The organism is Variovorax sp. VNK109 (genome assembly GCF_049445855.1).
In the GTDB taxonomy this organism is placed as follows: domain Bacteria; phylum Pseudomonadota; class Gammaproteobacteria; order Burkholderiales; family Burkholderiaceae_C; genus JAGOCV01.
The window spans coordinates 324,527-345,104 of the sequence record NZ_JBMSDV010000004.1 but is presented as its reverse complement, the minus strand read 5'-3'; the positions used below and the strand labels follow the sequence as shown (position 1 = coordinate 345,104).

The following is a 20,578-nucleotide window of genomic DNA, read 5'->3' as shown; positions in this document are numbered from 1 at the left end:
CTAGCACCGCACTGCCTGTGCATACGCCAGCGGCGTGATGCCGTAGCTGCGCTTGAAGTGGCGGTTGAGCGCGCTCTGGTCGTAGAAGCCGCAGCCGGTGGCCACCTCGGCCGGCGACGTGCCACGCGCGAGCAGGCCGCGCGCGCGCTCCAGCCGCATCTGCGTGAGGCAGGCATGCGGCGTGAGGCCGGTGGTGCGCTTGAAGAGCGCGATGATCTGGTATTCGGTGAGACCGAGTTCGTGGCCCAGGTCTTCGAGGCTCACGGCGTCGGCAAGCCGCGCCTGCAGCAGGTCGATGGCCGCGTTGAGCCGCCGGTTGTCGCGCGACATGCCGGCCAGCGCGGGCCTGGACGATGCATGACGGATGAACAGTTCGCTGAACGCGGACACCAGCCCCTCGCGCGCCTGCATGGCGTCGGAGCCGGCATCAAGCTCGCGGTGCACGCCGATGAGCCGCTGGGCGAGGTCGCCGTCGTTCGCGAGGTTGCGGGTGAAGAAAGGCAGCTCCTTCAGACCCAGCGATCGCGCGAGCGCTTCCATCGCTTCGACGTCCGCATAAAAGGCGCGGTAGCGCCAGCGCGCGCTGGCACCCATCCAGCCGGCGTGCGGCTCTTCCGGGTTGAACACCATCACGCGCGAGGTGTCGGTCTGCGCCCGCACGCCGCGGCTTTCGAAGACCGAGCCGCCGCCTTCCGTCACGGCGACGACCAGCGCCTCGTGCCGGTGCGGCGCATAGCCCTGCGTGGTGAAGTCGGCATGCAGCAGGCCGAGGCCGCGCCAATGGCGGTCATGCCAGTAACGGGCTGAATTTCCGGGGTCGAGGCGGGGCACCCACGCATCGTAGTGTCCATAATGCGGCGATGCAAACACGATGGAAGCCCAGCGTCACCGTCGCGGCGGTGATCGAGCGTGAAGGCCGTTTCCTGCTGGTGGAAGAGGAGACCGACGGCGGCCTCAAGTTCAACAACCCCGCGGGGCATCTGGACCCGGGCGAGTCGCCCGTGGACGGCTGCGTGCGCGAAGCGCTGGAAGAAACCGCCTGGCGCATCCGGCCGACCGCGCTGCTGGGCATCTACCTTTCGCGCTTCATCAAGGCGGCGACGGGTGAGGACATCACGTACCTGCGTTTCGCCTTTGCCGCCGAGGCCATCGAGTCCGTGCCGGGCCGTGCGCTCGACACCGGCATCATGCGCGCGCTGTGGATGACGCCGGAAGAAATCCGCGCCACGTCCGCCCGTCACCGCAGCCCGCTGGTGCTGCGCTGCATGGAAGATTTCCTCGCCGGCAAGCGGCTGCCGCTGGAGACGGTCTACACCGACCCCACGGTCATCGATCCGGCCGACCCTGCGCAAGGCGTGCCGCCGGACCGCAGCTGAGCCAGACAACTCCTGGCCGATTGCCCCACGCCGGACGGGGCCTGCCATGGGGCGGGATAATTCCGCTCCCATGACAATCCGGTTCCCATCCCCGTCCCCCAGGCAGCGCGTCGTCGTCGGCCTGAGCGGCGGCGTGGACTCGGCCGTCAGCGCGCACCTGCTCAAGAAGGCGGGGCACGAAGTCGTCGGCATCTTCATGAAGAACTGGGAAGACGACGACGACAGCGAGTACTGCTCGTCCAACATCGACTTCGTGGACGCAGCCGCCGTGGCCGACGTGCTGGGCATCGAGATCGAGCACGTCAACTTCGCCAGCGAATACAAGGACCGCGTGTTTGCCGAGTTCCTGCGCGAATACCAGGCCGGCCGCACGCCCAACCCCGACGTGCTGTGCAATGCAGAGATCAAGTTCAAGGCCTTCCTGGACCATGCGATGCGCCTGGGCGCGGAAAAGATCGCCACGGGCCACTACGCCCGCGTGCGGCAGAACGCGCAGACAGGCTCGTACGAACTGCTCAAGGGCCTCGACCCGCTGAAGGACCAGAGCTACTTCCTGCACCGGCTCAACCAGGCACAACTGTCGAAGACGATGTTTCCCGTGGGCGAACTGCCCAAGACCGAGGTGCGTCGCATCGCCGAAGAGATCGGCCTGCCCAACGCGAAGAAGAAGGACTCCACCGGCATCTGCTTCATCGGCGAGCGGCCGTTCCGCGAATTCCTGAACCGCTACATCAGCAAGGAACCCGGTCCCATCAAGGACGAGAAGGGCCGCAAGCTCGGCGAGCACCAGGGCCTGAGCTTCTACACGCTGGGTCAGCGCCAGGGCCTGGGCATCGGCGGCGTGAAGGAGAAGGGCGCGCAACGCGGCGGTGGCGAGCACGCGCCGTGGTTCGTCGCACGCAAGGACATCGAGAAGAACACGCTGTGGGTGGTGCAGGGCCATGATCACCCCTGGCTGCAGTACCACGCGCTCGAAGCTGGGGACGCGAGCTGGGTCGCGGGTCATGCGCCCGCTGCTGGAACGCTCGGCAGCAAGACACGCTATCGGCAACCCGATTCACCGTGCAACCTGAAGGACGGCGCAAACGGCTCGTTCGCGCTCACCTTCCCCGATGCGCAGTGGGCGGTGACGCCCGGCCAGTCGGCTGTGCTGTACGACGGTGACGTGTGCCTCGGCGGTGGCGTGATCGCATCGGCTCAGGCCTGATCCGCAGCGCCACCACCATTGCCACTGCACGCGATTGCCCACGCGATCCATGCGGCTTGTCCTACACCGCACGCGCAGCGACGCCTTTAACGTCGGCGGGACCATGGCCTCATCCCGCGCTTCTTCCCGCTCTTCGAAATCGTCAGCCTCGGAACACACACCATCTTCACGCGTGTTGTGGAAGGGTGCGATCAGCTTCGGGCTCGTGCACATTCCCGTCGCGCTGCATCCGGCCACGACCAGCAGCAGCCTCGACTTCGACTGGCTCGACAAGCGCACGATGGACCCGGTGGGCTACAAGCGCATCAACAAGAAGACCGGCCGCGAAGTGACGAAGGAAAACATCGTCAAGGGCATCGAATACGAAGACGGTGAATACGTCGTGATCTCCGACGCCGAGATCAAGGCGGCGTATCCGCGCACCACGCAGACCATCGAGATCGAGAGTTTCGTGCCTGCACAGGAAGTGCCCTTCCTCTACCTCGACCGGCCGTACTACGTGGCACCGATCAACAAGGGCGCGAAGGTCTATGCGCTGCTGCGCGAAACGCTGCGCAAGAGCGGCAAGCTCGGCATTGCGCGCGTGGTCATCCAGACGCGTGAGCACCTGGCCGCACTGGTGCCGTCGGGGCAGGGACTGGTGCTGAACCTGTTGCGCTGGGGCAATGAACTGCGGCCGATGGACGCGCTGGACTTGCCACCGCTGTCGGCCAAGTCGGCCGGACTTTCCGATCGCGAGATCAGAATGGCGACGCAGCTGGTGGACGACATGAGCGACAGCTTCGACTCCGACTCGCTGCGAGACGAATTTCGCGACGAGATCATGTCGCTGGTCGAGAAGAAGGCGAAAGCCGGCCAGACCAAGTCCGTGACGAAGATCGAGCCGCAGGAAGCGGCAGAGAGCAGCGGCGGCGCGAAGATCATCGACCTGACCGAGCTGCTGCAACGCAGCCTGCGCGGCAAGGGTGGAGAGAAGGCGAAGCCGGCCGCCAAGGCTGCAACGAAGCGCACGACCAAAGCCACGGCAAAGACAGCACCGCGCCGCAAGGCGGCATGAGGCCCTTTCATGGCCGCGCGCGACACGCTGCAGCTCTACCGCGCCAAACGCGACTTCGGCATCACGTCGGAACCCGAGGCTGGCGGTGAATCGCCCCACGGCGAACTGGCGTTCGTCATCCAGAAGCACTGGGCCAGTCATCTTCACTACGACTTCCGTCTGGAACTCGATGGCGCGCTGAAAAGCTGGGCCGTGCCCAAGGGGCCGAGCCTCGACCCGCACGACAAGCGCATGGCGGTCCAGGTGGAAGACCACCCGATCGCTTACGGCAGTTTTGAAGGGAAGATCCCCGAAGGCCAGTACGGCGCAGGCCGCGTGATCGTCTGGGACCGTGGCACATGGTCGCCACTGGAAGACCCTCGCAAAGGTTACAAAACCGGCAAGCTCAAGTTCGACCTGCATGGCGAAAAACTGCACGGCCGCTGGACGCTCGTGCGGATGCACGGCAAGGACAAAGAGAAGCAGCCACCGTGGTTGCTGATCAAGGAAAATGATGCTGCCGCCCGCGCCGATGGCTATGACGTGACCGTGGCACTGCCGGAGAGCGTGGGCGGCGCGGCTGCCAGAGGCAGGAAAGCGCCCACGCAGAAGAAAGCTGCTTCAAGGCAAACCGCCCCAAGGACAATCCCCGGCCGCAAGGCTGCATTGCCCGCCACGCTCTCGCCGCAGCTCGCAACCCTGGTGAAGCAGCCGCCCGCCGAAAGCCCGGACTGGCTCTACGAGGCCAAGTTCGACGGCTACCGGCTGCTCATACGCATCGACGGCCGAGGCGTCAAACTCTTCACGCGCAACGGCCACGACTGGACGCACAAGTTACCCGAACTCGCGCAGGCGCTGGGCAAGCTGCGCTGCAAGTCCGGCTGGCTCGACGGTGAGATCGTCGTGCCGGACGAGAATGGCGCGCCGGATTTCGGGGCGCTGCAGGCTGCTTTCGAACCCGGCGCGAAGAAGGCGCGGCAGGCCATCGTGTACTTCCTGTTCGATACGCCCTTTCTGGATGGGCGCGACTTGCGGCAGATGCCGCTCGTACAGCGCCGCGAAATACTGGCTGCGTTGCTGGACGACGCGAAGCTGCCCGATGCGCTGCGCTTCTCGCAGACGCTCGATGCCCGACCGCAAGACCTCGTCGCCACGGCCTGCAAGCTCGGCCTCGAAGGCGTGATCGGCAAACGCGCGGACAGCCACTACGTCTCGCGTCGCAGCGACGACTGGATCAAGCTCAAGTGCAGCCTGCGGCAGGAGTTCGTGATCGTCGGCTACACGGATCCGAAGGGCGCGCGCACCGGTCTCGGGTCTTTGCTGCTCGCCGTGCACGATGCGGATGGCGCGTTGCGCTACGCCGGCAACGTCGGCACGGGCTTCGACGAACGCACGCTCGGCGAACTCACGCGCAAGCTGCAGGCCATCGAAACGAAGCGCGCGCCCATCCCCGTGCCGGCGGGCGCGGGCCGCGTGCACTGGGTCAGGCCGCAATTGCTGGCCGAGGTGTCGTTCGGCGAATGGACGCGCAGCGGGCGTATCCGCCATTCGGTGTTCCACGGCCTGCGCAGCGACAAGCCGGCGCGCGCCATCACGCGGGAGAAGGCAGCGCAAGTGAAAGCAGCAATCACGCCGAAGACAGCGAAAGGCGCGCCGCGCAAGGCAGGCGGCATGCGCATCACCAACGCGGACCGCGTGATCGACAAGGCCAGCGGCCTCACCAAGGGTGACGTGGCCGCCTACTACGCACAAGTGGCGCCGCTGTTGCTGCCGCACCTGAAGAAGCGGCCGGTCGCGTTACTGCGCGCGCCCTCCGGCATCGATGGTCCGCAGTTCTTCCAGAAGCACGCCGACGTGGACGAACTGCCCGGCGTGCGCCTGCTCGACCCCGCGTTCGACCCCGGCCACGAGCCGCTGATGGAAATTCCTTCGGCCAAGGCGCTGGTCTCGGTCGCGCAGATGAACGGCATCGAACTGCACACCTGGAACGCGACGACCGATGCCATTGGCCAGCCCGACCGCATGACCTTCGACCTCGACCCCGGCGAAGGCGTGCCGTGGGAACGCGTGCAGGAAGCAGCCACGCTGGTTCGTGTGGCGCTGGAAGAACTCGGTCTGGAAAGCTTTCTGAAGACAAGCGGCGGCAAGGGCCTGCACGTGGTGGTGCCGCTGCGGCGCGGACCGGAGTGGGACGCCGTGAAGGACGTCTCCAAGGCCATCGTCGAACATCTCGCCCGGACGATTCCATCACGCTTCGTCGCGAAGAGTGGTCCGAAGAACCGCGTGGGCAAGATCTTTGTGGACTACCTGCGCAACGGCTTCGGCGCGACAACGGTGAGCGCGTGGTCCGTGCGCGCGCGACCGGGGCTCGGCATCTCGGTGCCGGTGGCATGGGAGGAACTGCAGACACTCACCGGCGGCGCGCACTGGACGCTGGGGAACATCGCCGACCGGCTCGAAACGGGCAATGAACCGTGGAAGGCCTATGCAGCGTCAAGGCGAAGCATCGGCGCGGCACTGAAGAAGCTGAACGGACTGCAAACCGATGCCCGGGCAACCCGTAGCCTGAGAGCCACCCACGAAAAGAAAAAGCCCGGACCTCGCGGTATCGGGCTGGGATGACGCAACGGCCGTTGCGTGCGCAGTGGTCGCCGGTTCGATCAGAACGGAATGTCGTCATCCATGTCGTCGAAGCCCGACGACGATTTGGCCGGGGCCTGACGCGGTGCGGGGGCCGGTGCGCGCGGCGCGGGCGCTGCGCGGCGCGGGGCGTAAGCGCCGCCTTCGTCGTCACCGCCGCCTGAGGGGCCGCCCATGCCTTCGCGGCCGCCGAGCAGCTGCATTTCACGCACGCGGATTTCGTACGCCGTGCGTTCGATGCCGTCCTTGTCCTGGTATTTGCGGCTGCGGATCTGGCCTTCCACATAGACCTGCGAACCCTTCTTGAGGTACTGGCCCGCAATCTCCGCGAGGCGGTCGTTGAAGACCAGGTTGTGCCATTCGGTCTGCTCGCGCATTTCGCCGCTGGACTTGTCGCGCCATTTCTCGGTGGTGGCGATGCTGACGTTGCAGACCTGGCCGCCGCTGGGGAAGGTGCGCATTTCGGGGTCGCGGCCGCAGTTGCCGATGAGGGTGACTTTGTTGAGGGATGCCATGGTGTTCTGCCCAGAAAGATGGAAATTGTCGGCCATTGTGCCGCATCGGGCCTGCACCAGGCCTATGGACCGGACGCCATCTGGCGGACAATGGGCAGGGATGAGCAGCAGTAATCACGAACCCGACTTCCTGGGCAACGTCCGCGCCGAATTCTCCGACGTCCGCCAGTGGCTGGACCGCGCCATCGTGCTCGCCTACGCCGTCGCGGCGGGGCTGGCCGTGGTGGGCTTCACGCTGCTGTCCGAGTGGGCGTTCGGGCAGTTCGGCCACCTGCGTAGCCTGAACCCGTGGCTGGTGCTGCTGTGGATGCCCGCGCTCACGGGCGGCATCGTCTGGGCGACGCGGCGCTGGTTCGCAGGCGCGGGGGGCTCCGGCATTCCGCAGGTGATGGCATCGCTCGACCCGGCGCTCCCGGCAGAACATCAGTCACGCTTTGTTTCCTTGCGGCTCAGCCTCGGCAAGATCGGTCTCTCGTCGCTCGGCCTGCTGGGCGGTCTGTCGCTCGGCCGTGAAGGCCCGTCGGTTCAGGTGGCAGCCGGTGTCATGCAGCATGCGCAGCGCTGGATGTCGCCTGGCGGGCGCAGCGGCATCAGCCGCCACGCGCTGCTGGTGGCCGGCGGCGCGGCGGGCATCGCGGCCGCGTTCAACGCGCCGCTGGCCGGCGTGGTCTTCGCCATCGAGGAACTGTCGCGCAAGCTCGAGTCACGCAGCAGCGGGTTGATCATCGCGGCCATCGTGTTGGCCGGCCTGATGGGGGTGTCCGTGTTCGGCAACCTCACCTACTTCGGGCGCATCCAGGTGCCCCGGCTCGGATGGGACGCGCTGTTGCCCGGCCTCGGCGTCGCGCTGCTGTGCGGCCTGCTCGGCGGCCTGTTCTCGCGCCTGCTGATCGCCTCGCTCACCGGTTCGCAGGACCGCGTCAGCCGCTGGCGCAGCCGCCAGCCGGTGCGCTTTGCGGCGTTCGCGGGACTGGCCATTGCGGTGGTCGGGCTCGTCTCGGGTGGCGACACGTTCGGCGCGGGCTCGGAGACGGTGAAGCACATGCTGGCCGGCAATGCCGATGTGCCGCCGCTGTACGTGCTGCTCAAGTTCGTGGCGACCTGGCTCACCGCCTGGAGCGGTGTGCCCGGCGGCATCTTCGCGCCCTCGCTGTCCATCGGCGCGGGCGTGGGCCACAACATCGCGCAACTCACGGGGGGCGACATCTCGCCCGCGCTCATCGCCATGGGCATGGCGGCCTTCCTCGCCGCGGTCACGCAGGCGCCGCTCACGGCCTTCATCATCGTGATGGAGATGGTCGACGGCCATGCGATGGTGCTGAGCCTGATGTCCGCCGCGATGATCGCGAGCCTCGTCTCGCGCATGGTCAGCCGCTCGCTGTACGCCACGCTGGCCGAGGCCATGGTGGCGTCCGTGACCTCCATGGCCGCCGTCGCGGTACCGCCGCCGGTGCCGCCACCGGAAGAAAAAGACGCGAAGGCGGGCTGACTCGGTTAAATTCACCCCCCAGACGGTCACAGACACCGTCGGGGGATTCTCAGATGTTGGCTTCCGGTCTGCAGGCGTCGTCCAGCCTGCCGCAGTTGTTCTTTGCGCGCGCCCAGCAACTGGGCGATCAACCCTTCCTCCACATTGCCACCGCCGACGGCTGGCGTCACTTCAAATGGCACGAGCTCGAAGTGCTGGTGCGCCAGTGTGCAGCCGGCCTCGCGGCGCTGGGCGTGGGACCGGGCGAGCGTGTGTACATCGTCGGTGCCAACAGCCTGGAATGGATCGTCGCTGACATCGCGACGCTGTCGCTCGGCGGCATCGTGGTGCCGGGCTATGTGACGACGGGGCCGGCCGAGTGGCTGTTCCAGGTGGACGACTGCAAGCCGCGCGTCTCGCTCTTCTCGCAAGACGCGCTGCGCCGCATCGCGCCCGTGTGGGCCGCGATCTCGTCGCGCCCGCACGCACACACCATCGCCAGCCTTTCCGCAGAGGCGCACGAGCGGCCCGAAGGCGTGCTGCCGTGGTCCGCCGTGGCGCAGGGCGACCTGCCCGACCTCGCGGACCGCGTGGCGGCCGTGACGCGCGACCACATCGCGTGCCTGATGTACACGTCCGGCACCGGCGGCAAGCCGCGCGGCGTGCAGACCACGCACCGCAACATCATGGCGGCCGCCGAAGGTGCGATTGCCAACCTGTCGGACTATGGCCTGGACGAACAGCGCTTCCTGTCGTTCCTGCCGTTCTCGCACACCTACGCGCACACCGGTGACCTGTGGACACCGATTGCCATCGGCGCGCAGGTGTTCGTCTCGCGCGGCACGGACCATCTGCCGGGTGAGTTGCAGTCCGCGCGGCCGACGATGATGAACACCGTGCCCCGTTTCTGGGAAGTCATGTACAAGCGCATCTGCGGCGCGCTGGAACGTGAGCCCAAACTCAAGCGCGCGCTGTTCACCGCTGCCGTGGACTACGGCAGCCGCCGCATCTCGGGCCAGCGCATGAGCCTGCGCGAGCAACTGGTGGACCGCATCACCGACGCCACGGTGCGCGCGAAGATCCGCGCACGCTTCGGTGGCCAGCTGCGTTGCTGCCTGTGCGCGGGTGCGCCGCTCAACCCCGCCGTGTCGCGCTTCTTCAATGCCCTCGGCGTGCGGTTGCATGAAGCCTACGGGCAGACGGAATGTTCGCCCGGCATCACCATGCACAAGGCGGGGCAGATCTTCCCCGGCACCACGGGCGTGCCCATGCTCGGCGTGGAAGTGAAGCTGGCGGACGACGGCGAGATCCTCGTGCGCGGCGACAACGTCTCGCCCGGCTACTGGAACGACCCGGCCGCCACCGCCGCCGTCATGCAGGACGGCTGGCTGCACACCGGCGACATCGGCAAGTTCGACGCGCGTGGGCAACTGATGATCACCGACCGCAAGCGCGATTTCGTCAAGACCGCCGGCGGCGAGATGATCGCGCCGCAGCCGGTGGAGCAATCGCTGTTGCTCGAAGCCGCCATCGGCCAGACCGTGGTGTGCGGCGACGCCAAGCCCTACCTCACCGCGCTCGTCGTACCCTCGGACGAACTGCGCGCCGAGCAGGCTGCCGGACGCATCGATCGCGACGCGGTGGAGAAACTCATCAGCCGCGCCGTGTCCGCCGCCAACAAGCGGCTGCCCGCATCGCACCGCGTGCGCCGCCACATGGTGGTCGACCAGCCGTTCGAGATCGACGCCGGCCTGCTCACGCCCACGCTGAAGGTACGTCGCCGCGCGGTGCACGCTGCTTACGCGGAAGAGATCGAGACCCTGTACGAACTCGTCGATTGATCCGGCAGTGGAGGATGTCACCCGTTATGCCCTGTTCCGCGGCGTGGACGCCGACGAGGCACGCGCCTTCATCGACACGCACGCGGCCATCGCCCACCCGGAAGGCGCGTGGATCGTGCGCGAAGGTGATGCCAACGACGCGATCCACCTGATCGAGGAAGGCCGCATCGGCATCTGGCGCAACGCAGACAACGAGCAACAGCGCGTGAAGCTCGCCACGCTGGAAGCGGGCGATTCGTTCGGCGAGATGTCCGCGCTGGAGAACGAAACCACCACCGCCACGCTGATCGCCGAGACGCCGGTGCGCCTGCGGCGCTTCACGCTGGCGGATCTGCCGAAACATGGCGCGCTGCGCGAACAGGTGCCGCTGAACATCGCACGCAGCGTGGTCGGCCGTCTGGCCCGCACCAACGACACGGTGCTCAGGGGCCATCTGGCGCAACTGCATTCGGTGCAGGTGCAGCTGTCGATCTCGATCTTCCTCACCAAGACACTGGTGGCGCTGGCGCTCTACATCTTCCTGATGCCGGTGACGCAGCTGGTCAAGCCCTACCTGCCGAGCGACAGCATCATCTCGATCTTCTTCATCGTCACCTACCTCGTCGTCTCGATGCTCATCGTGCGGCAGAGCGCGCTCGCGCCGCACGAGTACGGCGTCACCTTCAAGAACTGGCCGCGCGCCGTGCTGCGCGGCGTCATGCTCACCCTGCCGGTATTGGCACTGCTGCTCTCGGCCAAATATGCGCTCGCGCTGATGCACCCGGACGAATACACGTTGTTCGAGCCCTGGCGTGCCACGGGCACCGCCACAACCGCGCAGGGTTTCGACCTGGCGCTGTGGCTCGGCTTCACCATCGCCTACATCGTGCTGTCGTTCGCGCAGGAGTTCATCCGCTGCGCGATCCAGGGGTCACTGGGCATCTTCTACCGCCTGACCGGCGCGCAGGACCGGTGGAAATCCGTGCTCGTCGCCAACGTCGTCTTCGCCGCGCTGCACACGCACCTCTCGCCCATCTTCGCGCTCATCGTCTTCGTGCCCGGCCTCTTCTGGGGCTGGATGTACCACCGCGAGCGTTCGTTCATCGGCGTGGCCGTGTCGCACGCGGTGCTGGGCACGTGGGCGGTGTTCGTGCTGGGCGTGCCGTATTGACGTGGCTTTCGGGTGCGGGGCGGGCGCGGGTCAGAAGTCCGAGATCACGAACTTCGTGTGCTTCGCCAGATAGCGAGCCATCTCGTCGAGCGAACGGAATTCGGTGGAAGTCACGGTCTCCCACCCTTCGCCGGTCGTCTGCTCAATCACCAAGGCGTACCAATCGTCTTGCAGACCCAGCCATGCTTCCTGCCTGCAGGTCTTGTCGCCGGCTTCGAAGTCGAGGGAAGACGTGATCGGACCCGACCTCAGCCGGCGGTCGAGATCAGACAACGACCTCTGGCGAAACCAGTCGATGATCTGCGCAAAGAATTTCAAGACTGCCCGATCCCTTGATTGAAAGGATGGGCAGGATGCTGCGGCTACGCCTCCGGCTCAAGCGACTTGAAGATTTTTTGCAATCAGCGCAGCGCCGGCAGCCGCCAGCTCACGACGAACCACAGCAGGCACAGCACCGCGCTCACGCCGAACACCGCCGGCGCGCCGCCCCACTGCGCGAGCGCGCCGCCGAGTGCGCCGCCCGCGAACAGGCCCACGGACTGCAGCGTGTTGTAGAGCCCCAGCGCAGCGCCGCGCAGCTCGACGGGTGCGAGGCGCGACACCAGGCTCGGCTGGCTGGCTTCGAGCACGTTGAAGCCGCAGAAAAAGATGAACAGCACCGCGCCGATCGCGGTCACGCCGGCATGTGCCCCTGCAGCGAACAGCAGGCCGAGCTGTGCAACGGCCACGGCCACGATGCCTGCGAGCAACACGCCGCGCAGGTAACCCTTGCGCTCCAGCGGGAACAGCGTGGAGCCCATCACACCGAACGACGCAAGCACCGCCGGCAGGTACACCCACCAGTGGTGGCCTTTTTCCAGCCCCGCGTCCACCAGCAGCGCGGGCACTGCCACCCACATGGCCATCTGCACGGTGTGCAGCACGAACACACCGAAGTTCAGGCGCAGCAGCAGGCTGTGGTGCAGCACGTCACGCAGGGCACCGCGCTGGACACACTGCCTCGAAGCCTCGGCGGGCACCACCCACGCCGTGACAGCCATGCCTGCCAGTGCCAGCGTGCCCGTCAGCGCAAACAAACCCTGCAGCCCGGCCCATGCCGACAACACCGGCGCGGCCACCAGCGACAGCGCGAACATCAACCCGATGCTCGCACCCACCAGTGCCATGGCCTTGGTGCGCACGGCGTCGCGCGTCTGGTCGGCCAGCAGCGCCGTCACGGCGGCGGACACCGCACCCGCACCTTGCAACGCGCGCCCCAGCAACAGGCCGGTGAGGCTGTCCGCGAACGCGGCGACGAAGCTGCCCACCGCGAACACCGCAAGCCCGGCCAGGATGACGCGCTTGCGGCCGAAGCGGTCCGACGCGATGCCCAGCGGCATCTGCAGGCAGGCCTGCGTGAGGCCGTAGATGCCCATGGCCAGGCCCACCAGCGCCGGATCGTCGCCGCCGGGGTAGCGACGCGCCTCGAGCGCGAACACCGGCAGCACGAGGAACAGCCCCAGCATGCGCAGGGCGAATATCGACGCCAGCGCGCCGCTGGCGCGCCGTTCCTGCGGCGTCATGGATGCGCCGGGGGCAAGTTCCAGTGTGGCTCCAACTTCGGATGGAGAGGACAACAGACGGCTCATGGGGTGCGCGAGGGCACGTATTCAGGTGGGGTAACGATTGTCTCGCATTCCAGATACCAGGCTTTTGAGTTAGCGCTCAAAACACGGGCAGAATTCGAGCGATATCTTTTCATTACACAAACAACCCATGTCGGTCCTGCGTAATACCCTAGACGAGACGAAATTCAGCCGTACGGCTGCGTTGCCCTATGAGCTTCGGATCGAAGATTTCAAGCTCGCCATGCAAGATGTTTACGATTTTTTCCACGACGTGAATGTCGGTCTCGTTTCAAAGGGTCTAGACCGTCTGGATGACACTTTGCGACCCGCGATCATGTCAGGGGTGCTGTCCGACATGCTGACGGCGAGCTTGGCCAAGCACTCCCGGACACTGATCGTGAATGCATATTTCAATGGTCATCCTGATCTGGTAGTCAGAGGGCGCTACCCAGACAATGCGGTGAAGGCTGGGGAGCACGGTGTTGAGATCAAAACCACGCGAAAGGCCGGAGGAGCCGTCGACACGCATGGCGCGCGGAATCAATGGATGTGCGTTTTTGTTTATACGGTAGACAACGAATCCGAACCTGCCAATTCACGCAGGCCCTTGACATTCAGTGAGGTGTACTTGGGCGAGGTCCGGGTCGAGGACTTTCGCAAAAATGCCAGAGGAGAACTCGGCACACGAACAGCAACCTTGCATGCAGAAGGAATTGCCAAGCTTCGGAAAAACTGGATCTACAAGTCACAGTGAGCTGAACTAGTCGACTTTCAGTTTCGCAAGCTTGGGCATTGCCTCTTTTGCCAGCTCAAAATAGCCGGCATCGCGCTCGACGCCCGCACTGCGATATCCAACAGCTTCTGCAGCAGCCAATGTGGACCCAGAGCCCGCAAAACAGTCGAGGACCACTCCTTCTCCCAGGGGCAGTACGCCTCTGACCAGTTTCCTCATGAACGCCTGGGGCTTCAAGCTGGGATGAGGAGCGACTTTTCGCTCAGTGCTGCGCGTCGGCGCAGACTCGATGACATCGCCAAACGGCTTGTCCTCTGATATTCGTCTGAATCCGCCGGTCCCCCATTTGCGCAGGTTGTCCTGTACGCGCCCGACAATCGGCTTTCGGAACATTAGCCACGGCTCCCACATGGATCGCGGCATGACGCTGACGCCCGAAAACTCGATATGTGCTGCTTTCGGGCGATCCCCTCCACGCATCGTCATGACCAGCCGGGCGATCTCGCCTCGCCGCTCAAGCCCCCCCCGGGTCAATGCACCCGACACCAGGTATGAAAGAAGCGGGTTGCTGGCAACCACAACATTTGCTCCAGGGACCAGCACGCGCACCAGACTGCGAGCCCACGCGGCGAAGAATCTTTCAAGTTCCGCGAGATCCGCGGGCGTGAGTACTGTGAATCTCGGTAGCGGCGACCTTTTCGAACCGTCAAAGGCAGGGGGAACGCGCCAGACGCCCCCTTTTCCGGCACGCAATTTATCCTGCTCGGACTCGGAATATTCAAGCAGTCCGTAGGGCGGGTCCGTGACAACGGCATGGAGTGAGTTGGCTGCCTGCCGGTCGAGCCATGCGATGCAGTCCTCCTGGTAAAGACGCGCTTTGCCGTACTGGAAAACCTTTTCTGTATCAACGGTTTGCGTTGGCGACGCGATTGCCGAGACATCGAAACCGTTAAGCGAATACTGCGCCCTGTCCATGCGCACAAACATGGCAGGCGTGTTCAGCCTCAAGTACGAGCGAACGGATGAGGAAGGAACATCCCCGATCAGCTCCAGCACTCCATTGGATATTTCTTGAACCGAAGCACTGCCCCTCTCCTCCAAAACTCGGACAATTGCATCTCGCACTTCGCCAGGGCGTCTACGCACAATGATTCTCTCTCAATAAAGCCAACATGATAGACGTCCAGACGTCTTTTGGCTAGGATTTTCTCCATGCTGACAAGCGCATGTCACGAACAACGGCGAAATACGCGGGAGTCCCTATCATGGTGGGTTTTCCCGGACCCGCCCATCTTGAACACCCCGACCGACGGAACCTACCTCGCCGCAGCGCTGCAGCAGCAGCGCATCAGCATCCGCGGGGCGCGCACGCACAACCTCAAGAATGTCGATCTGGACATCCCGCGCAACCAGCTGGTGGTGATCACCGGGCTGTCGGGCTCGGGCAAGTCGAGCCTGGCGTTCGACACGCTGTATGCCGAAGGCCAGCGCCGTTACGTGGAAAGCCTGTCGGCCTATGCGCGGCAGTTCCTGCAACTGATGGACAAGCCCGATGTGGACGTGATCGAAGGCCTGTCGCCCGCGATCAGCATCGAACAGAAGGCCACCAGCCACAACCCGCGCTCCACCGTGGGCACGGTGACCGAGATCCACGACTACCTGCGCCTGCTGTTCGCGCGCGCCGGCACGCCCTATTGCCCGGACCATGGCCTGGCGCTGCAATCGCAGACGGTGAGCCAGATGGTGGACGCCGTGCTCGCGCTGCCCGAAGACACGAAGCTGATGATCCTCGCGCCCGTGGCGCGCGACCGCAAGGGCGAGTTCACCGAGGTCTTCGCCGACATGCAGTCACAAGGCTACGTGCGCTTCCGCGTGGACGGCGCAGCCTACGAGTTCGACGACCTGCCCAGGCTCAAGAAGACGGAGAAGCACAACATCGACGTCGTCATCGACCGCCTGAAGGTGCGCGGCGATGCCAAGCAACGCCTGGCCGAAAGCTTCGAAGCCGCGCTGCGCCTGGCCGACGGCCGCGCCATCGCGCTGGAGATGGACACGGCGCAGGAGCACCTGTTCAACGCGAAGTTCGCCTGCCCGGTCTGCAGCTATTCCATCGCCGAACTGGAGCCGCGCCTCTTCTCGTTCAACTCGCCGGTGGGCGCGTGCCCTGCCTGCGACGGCATCGGCTCGCAGGAATTCTTCGACCCGACGCGCGTCGTCGCCTTCCCGTCGCTCAGCCTGGGCAGCGGTGCCATCAAGGGCTGGGACCGCCGCAACGGCTACTACTTCGCGCTGCTCGAAAGCCTGTCGAAACACTACAAGTTCAGCCTGGACGAACCCTTCGAAGACCTGCCCCTGCCGGTGCAGAACGCCGTGCTCTATGGCACCGGCGAGGAAGAGATCAAGTTCACGTACGTCATGGACTCGGGCAACTTCGCGGGCAAGAAGCTCACGAAGAAGCATCCGTTCGAAGGCATCGTGCCCAACATGGAGCGACGCTACCGCGAGACCGATTCCGTGATGGTGCGCGAAGACCTCGCGCGCTACCGCAGCATGCAGCCCTGCCGCGAATGCAACGGCACGCGCCTGCGCCGCGAAGCGCGCTTCGTGAAGGTGGGCGAGGGCGATCAGGCCCGCGCGATTTACGAGATCAGCCACGCCACGCTGCGCGAGGCGCACGACTATTTCGTCGCGCTGAAGATGCACGGCGCCAAGGCCGAGATCGCCGACAAGGTGGTGCGCGAGATCGGCTCACGCCTGAAATTCCTCAACGACGTCGGCCTCAACTACCTGAGCCTGGACCGCAGCGCCGAAACGCTGTCGGGCGGCGAAGCACAGCGCATCCGCCTGGCCAGCCAGATCGGCAGCGGCCTGACGGGCGTGATGTACGTGCTCGACGAGCCCAGCATCGGCCTGCACCAGCGTGACAACGACCGGCTGATCGGCACGCTGAAACACCTGCGCGACATCGGCAACAGCGTGCTCGTCGTCGAGCACGACGAGGACATGATCCGCGCAGCCGATCACGTGATCGACATGGGCCCGGGCGCGGGTGTGCACGGCGGCCGTGTCATCGCGCAGGGCACCTGCGACGAAGTGATGCACTCGCCCGATTCGCTGACGGGCCAGTACATGATCGGCACGAAGAAGATCGAGGTGCCGAAGAAGCGCCATTCGCTTGCCGACATGGAAGAACCGCAGGTGCTTCGCATCGCCGGCGCGAGCGGCAACAACCTGAAGAACGTGAGCGTGGACATTCCCGTCGGCCTGCTGACGTGCGTGACCGGTGTCTCCGGCTCGGGCAAGAGCACGCTGGTCAACGACACGCTGTACGCTGCCGTGGCGCGCCACATCTACCGCGCGCACGAAGAACCCGCGCAGCACGAAGCCATCGAAGGCATCGAGCATTTCGACAAGGTCATCAACGTCGACCAGTCGCCCATCGGCCGCACGCCGCGCAGCAACCCCGCCACCTACACCGGCCTGTTCACGCCCATCCGCGAACTCATGGCCGAAGTGCCCATGGCCAAGGAGCGCGGCTACGGCCCCGGTCGCTTCAGCTTCAACGTGGCCGGTGGCCGCTGCGAAGCCTGCCAGGGCGACGGCGTGGTCAAGGTCGAGATGCACTTCCTGCCCGACGTGTATGTGCCCTGCGACGTGTGCCACGGCCAGCGCTACAACCGCGAGACGCTCGAGGTGCAGTGGAAAGGCAAGAACATCGCGCAGATCCTCGACATGACCGTCGAGGCCGCGCATGAATTCCTGAAACCCGTGCCCACCATCGCGCGCAAGCTGCAGACGCTGCTGGACGTGGGCCTGAGCTACATCAAGCTCGGCCAGTCCGCCACCACCCTCTCGGGCGGCGAGGCGCAGCGCGTGAAGCTCGCGCTCGAACTCTCCAAGCGCGACACCGGCCGAACGCTCTACATCCTGGACGAACCGACCACCGGCCTGCACTTCGCCGACATCGAACTGCTGCTCAAGGTGCTTCACCAGCTGCGCGACGCAGGCAACACCATCGTCGTGATCGAACACAACCTCGACGTCATCAAGACGGCCGACTGGCTGATCGACATGGGGCCGGAGGGCGGCGCAGGGGGTGGCACGGTGGTGGGCGAAGGAACGCCCGAGGACATCGCGGCGAATGCGGCGAGCCACACCGGGCGGTATCTCAAGCCGCTGCTGGCGCGCTGAGGTCTGAAGCGGCGATCTCCAGGCGGCGCGGGGCGTCAGCCGAACGCGATGCGCGGCGCTCCGTCGCGCAATTCGCCGATGGCTGCTGCCGCCTCGAAACCCGCAGCATGAAACGCTTCAAGCACCCGGTCTTCTGATCCGGGCGCGCAGCTCACCAGCAGGCCGCCACTGGTCTGCGGGTCGGTCATCAGGGCACGCTGCCAGTCGGGTGCGCCGGCCGGCAGGTCCACATCCTGCCCGTAGCCATTCCAGTTGCGCGCCGACGCGCCGGTGACGATGCCCTGCTGCGCAAAGTGCCTGGCACTGTCGATCAGTGGCACGTCGGTCAAACGCACACTCGCGGCGAGCTTCGACCCCCGGCAGATTTCGAGCAGGTGCCCCGCCAGGCCGAAGCCCGTGACGTCGGTGATCGCGTGCACGCCGTCGATGCCCGCGAGGTCCGCGCCCACGCGGTTGAGCTTCGTCGTGTGGCGCAACATGTCGGCGTATCCGGCCTCGCCGAGTGCGCCCTTCTTCAGCGCGGCAGAGAGGATTCCCACGCCCAGCGGCTTGCCGAGGATGAGCACGTCGCCCGCCTTCGCATCCGAATTGCGCCTGACCTTGTCGGGGTGGACGAGGCCGAGGGCGACGAGACCGTAGATCGGCTCCAGCACATCGATGCTGTGGCCACCCGCGATGGGAATGCCCGCGTCGCGGCAGACACTCGCGCCGCCTTCGAGCACGCGACCGATGACTTCAGGCGGCAGCTTGGCGATCGGCATCCCGACGATGGCCAGCGCCATGATCGGCGTGCCGCCCATGGCATAGATGTCGGACAGCGCGTTGGTTGCAGCAATGCGGCCGAAATCGAACGCATCGTCGACGATGGGCGTGAAGAAATCGGTGGTGGCCACCAGCGCCTGTGTGTCGTTGAGGCGATAGACCGCCGCGTCGTCGCTGGTCTCGATGCCCACCATCAGCTCGGGCGGAATGATGCCCTGCGGCGCGCGTGCCAGAATGTCCGTGAGCAGGCCGGGTGCGATCTTGCAACCGCAGCCGCCACCGTGCGAGAACTGTGTAAGGGCTATCGGAGTCATGTCGGATCATTGTGCCAGCCGCCTTCTGCGCGCGCAGCGGGGGACCCCTGCGTGAACCATCGTGGTCCCGTGCGCGTGGCAGACCGCCACGCCTTCGACACCCTCATCGACACGCGCTCACCCGCCGAGTTCGCGCTCGACCACATACCCGGCGCCATCAACCTGCCCGTCCTGAGCAACGAGGAGCGCGTCATCGTCGGCACCCTCTACAAACAGCAGGGTGCGTTCGAGGCGCGGCGTGTCGGCGGCGGCATGGTGGCCGCCAACCTCGCGCGTCATCTGGCCGGGCCGCTCGCCGACAGGCCGGCCGGCTGGAAGCCGATGGTCTATTGCTGGCGCGGCGGCCTGCGCAGCGGATCGATGGTGCAGTGGCTCCGACTCGTCGGCTGGGACGCGCAGCAGCTCGCGGGTGGCTACAAGAGCTTCCGGCATCACGTCATCGAACAGATCGAGTCCATCGTGCCGAAGCTCGACCTGCGCATCCTCTGCGGCGCCACCGGCAGCGCCAAGACCCGCGTGCTGCAGGCGCTCGGCGAGCGCGGCGCGCAGACCATCGACCTCGAAAGCCTCGCCTGCCACAAGGGCTCGATGCTCGGCGCGTTGCCCGGCGTTCCGCAGCCGTCGCAGAAAGGCTTCGAGACACAGCTCGCCACACGGCTTGAAGCACTCGACCTCACGCGCCCCGTGTTCGTGGAAGGCGAGAGCCCGAAGATCGGCCGCCTGTCGCTGCCGCAGGTGCTCGTCAACCAGATGCGCAACGCGCCTTGCATCGAAATCGTGGCGCCGGTCGAGGCGCGTTTGCGCTACCTGCTGACCGACTACGCGTATCTGGGCGACGACCCTGAAGCACTCGCAAAGAAAATGGCCACGCTCAAGGAAGCGCACGGCAAGGAGACCGCCGGGCGCTGGCAGGCCTGGGCCATGACAGGGGACCTCGCGCCACTGTTCGAGGAATTGATGACGGTGCACTACGACCCGCACTACCAGCGGTCGCAGGGTCGGCACTTCCTGCAGTGGGGCAGGCGACTGGCGGTTGCCGCCCCCACGCTCGTCGATGAAGACATCCGGCAGGCTGCCGCAGATACGCATCAATTGACACAGAATCGGTAGACGGAGACCACCATGAAATTCCACCGCCCCATCCCCGTCCTCCGCTCCTTCGACGAAGCCAAGGAATAACCCGCACTTCGCATGCATCCGTCGGTCATCTGCGGAACTTCCCGCGCCGGATCGGAACAACCGGGTTGTCTTCAACCCTCCATCCCCGAAAGGATTTTCCAGATGACCCGTGTTTTCCCGCGTCTCTTTCGCCTGATTCCCGCCTTGTTGCTGGCCGCCGCGTTCGGCGCCCATGCGCAGCAGATGGTGAGCGTGAGCCGCGACACGGTGAACATGCGGTCTGGCGCGGGCACGCAGCACGATGTGCTCTACGAACTGTCCAAAGGCTATCCGCTTCAGGTGACGAGCCGGCAGGGCAACTGGCTCAAGGTGCGCGACTTCGAAGGTGACGTGGGCTGGGTCTACAGGCCGATGACGGACCGCACACCGCACCATATCGTCAAGGCCAGCGTCGTCAACATCCGCAGCGCGCCGAGCACGCGCGCCGCCATTGTCGGCAAGGCCGAACGCGGCGAGGTGCTGCGCACCGTCGAGAAGCGCAGCGACTGGGTGAAGGTGAAGGATGAAGACGGCGCGCAGGGCTGGGTGGCCAAGCGGTTGCTTTGGGGCTGGTGAGCGG

General features: G+C 65.7%; 17 protein-coding genes. 11 read left to right on the top strand and 6 right to left on the bottom strand.

Annotated elements, in window-relative coordinates:
* A complete protein-coding gene (locus ACO2Q9_RS15970) occupies window positions 1-831 on the bottom strand; it encodes a helix-turn-helix domain-containing protein (protein WP_423312792.1) in 831 nt (276 codons plus the stop codon).
* Between the two features lie 29 nt (window positions 832-860).
* Here ACO2Q9_RS15970 and ACO2Q9_RS15965 point away from each other — a divergent pair, with 29 nt between their 5' ends.
* The 4 genes from ACO2Q9_RS15965 to ligD all read left to right on the top strand — a co-directional run bounded on the left by ACO2Q9_RS15965 (window position 861) and on the right by ligD (window position 6,241).
* Window positions 861-1,376: an NUDIX hydrolase gene (locus ACO2Q9_RS15965; RefSeq protein WP_423312791.1), complete on the top strand. Its 516-nt coding sequence runs from the start codon at window positions 861-863 to the stop codon at window positions 1,374-1,376.
* A gap of 70 nt (window positions 1,377-1,446) precedes the next feature.
* Window positions 1,447-2,583: a tRNA 2-thiouridine(34) synthase MnmA gene (mnmA, locus tag ACO2Q9_RS15960; RefSeq protein ID WP_423312790.1), complete on the top strand. Its 1,137-nt coding sequence runs from the start codon at window positions 1,447-1,449 to the stop codon at window positions 2,581-2,583.
* 103 nt (window positions 2,584-2,686) lie between these two features.
* Window positions 2,687-3,640, top strand: a complete 954-nt coding sequence (locus ACO2Q9_RS15955) for a Ku protein (RefSeq protein ID WP_423312789.1) — start codon at window positions 2,687-2,689, stop codon at window positions 3,638-3,640.
* A 9-nt stretch (window positions 3,641-3,649) separates the two neighbouring features.
* The gene (gene ligD / locus ACO2Q9_RS15950; RefSeq protein WP_423312788.1) at window positions 3,650-6,241 is read left to right on the top strand and encodes a DNA ligase D; all 2,592 of its coding nucleotides are present in this window, start codon (window positions 3,650-3,652) and stop codon (window positions 6,239-6,241) included.
* 38 nt (window positions 6,242-6,279) lie between these two features.
* Here the strand turns inward: ligD and ssb are convergent, their stop codons facing one another.
* Entirely contained in the window at window positions 6,280-6,774 is a 495-nt protein-coding gene (ssb, locus tag ACO2Q9_RS15945; RefSeq protein WP_423312787.1) for a single-stranded DNA-binding protein, read from the bottom strand.
* Between the two features lie 100 nt (window positions 6,775-6,874).
* Here ssb and ACO2Q9_RS15940 point away from each other — a divergent pair, with 100 nt between their 5' ends.
* From ACO2Q9_RS15940 to ACO2Q9_RS15930, 3 genes are read left to right on the top strand one after another with little or no spacing between them, the layout of a single operon-like run.
* Window positions 6,875-8,263, top strand: coding sequence for a chloride channel protein (locus ACO2Q9_RS15940; RefSeq protein WP_423312786.1), 1,389 nt, complete (start codon window positions 6,875-6,877; stop codon window positions 8,261-8,263).
* A 53-nt stretch (window positions 8,264-8,316) separates the two neighbouring features.
* Window positions 8,317-10,083 carry an AMP-dependent synthetase/ligase gene (locus ACO2Q9_RS15935; protein WP_423312785.1) on the top strand — a complete coding sequence of 589 codons (1,767 nt, stop codon included), beginning with the start codon at window positions 8,317-8,319 and terminating at the stop codon, window positions 10,081-10,083.
* Between the two features lie 7 nt (window positions 10,084-10,090).
* Window positions 10,091-11,233: a cyclic nucleotide-binding domain-containing protein gene (locus tag ACO2Q9_RS15930; RefSeq protein WP_423312784.1), complete on the top strand. Its 1,143-nt coding sequence runs from the start codon at window positions 10,091-10,093 to the stop codon at window positions 11,231-11,233.
* A gap of 30 nt (window positions 11,234-11,263) precedes the next feature.
* Here ACO2Q9_RS15930 and ACO2Q9_RS15925 read toward each other — a convergent pair whose 3' ends face one another.
* Window positions 11,264-11,551, bottom strand: a complete 288-nt coding sequence (locus tag ACO2Q9_RS15925) for a hypothetical protein (protein WP_423312783.1) — start codon at window positions 11,549-11,551, stop codon at window positions 11,264-11,266.
* 83 nt (window positions 11,552-11,634) lie between these two features.
* Window positions 11,635-12,795 (bottom strand): MFS transporter, encoded by a 1,161-nt coding sequence (locus ACO2Q9_RS15920; RefSeq protein WP_423312782.1) that lies wholly within the window; start codon window positions 12,793-12,795, stop codon window positions 11,635-11,637.
* A 193-nt stretch (window positions 12,796-12,988) separates the two neighbouring features.
* Here ACO2Q9_RS15920 and ACO2Q9_RS15915 point away from each other — a divergent pair, with 193 nt between their 5' ends.
* Window positions 12,989-13,594: a hypothetical protein gene (locus ACO2Q9_RS15915; protein WP_423312781.1), complete on the top strand. Its 606-nt coding sequence runs from the start codon at window positions 12,989-12,991 to the stop codon at window positions 13,592-13,594.
* 6 nt (window positions 13,595-13,600) lie between these two features.
* On the opposite strand, the gene ACO2Q9_RS15910 is transcribed toward ACO2Q9_RS15915, so the two are convergent.
* Window positions 13,601-14,629 (bottom strand): DNA-methyltransferase, encoded by a 1,029-nt coding sequence (locus tag ACO2Q9_RS15910; RefSeq protein WP_423312780.1) that lies wholly within the window; start codon window positions 14,627-14,629, stop codon window positions 13,601-13,603.
* A 237-nt stretch (window positions 14,630-14,866) separates the two neighbouring features.
* On the opposite strand from ACO2Q9_RS15910, the gene uvrA reads away from it, so the two are divergent.
* Complete coding sequence (gene uvrA, locus ACO2Q9_RS15905) at window positions 14,867-17,764, top strand: excinuclease ABC subunit UvrA (RefSeq protein ID WP_423312779.1); 2,898 nt, start codon at window positions 14,867-14,869, stop codon at window positions 17,762-17,764.
* 35 nt (window positions 17,765-17,799) lie between these two features.
* Here uvrA and selD read toward each other — a convergent pair whose 3' ends face one another.
* Window positions 17,800-18,840 carry a selenide, water dikinase SelD gene (selD, locus tag ACO2Q9_RS15900; RefSeq protein WP_423312778.1) on the bottom strand — a complete coding sequence of 347 codons (1,041 nt, stop codon included), beginning with the start codon at window positions 18,838-18,840 and terminating at the stop codon, window positions 17,800-17,802.
* Between the two features lie 51 nt (window positions 18,841-18,891).
* Here selD and mnmH point away from each other — a divergent pair, with 51 nt between their 5' ends.
* Both mnmH and ACO2Q9_RS15890 read left to right on the top strand, forming a co-directional pair.
* Window positions 18,892-19,950 carry a tRNA 2-selenouridine(34) synthase MnmH gene (gene mnmH / locus ACO2Q9_RS15895; RefSeq protein ID WP_423312777.1) on the top strand — a complete coding sequence of 353 codons (1,059 nt, stop codon included), beginning with the start codon at window positions 18,892-18,894 and terminating at the stop codon, window positions 19,948-19,950.
* 171 nt (window positions 19,951-20,121) lie between these two features.
* A complete protein-coding gene (locus ACO2Q9_RS15890; RefSeq protein WP_423312776.1) occupies window positions 20,122-20,574 on the top strand; it encodes an SH3 domain-containing protein in 453 nt (150 codons plus the stop codon).
* Window positions 20,575-20,578 lie beyond the last annotated feature (4 nt).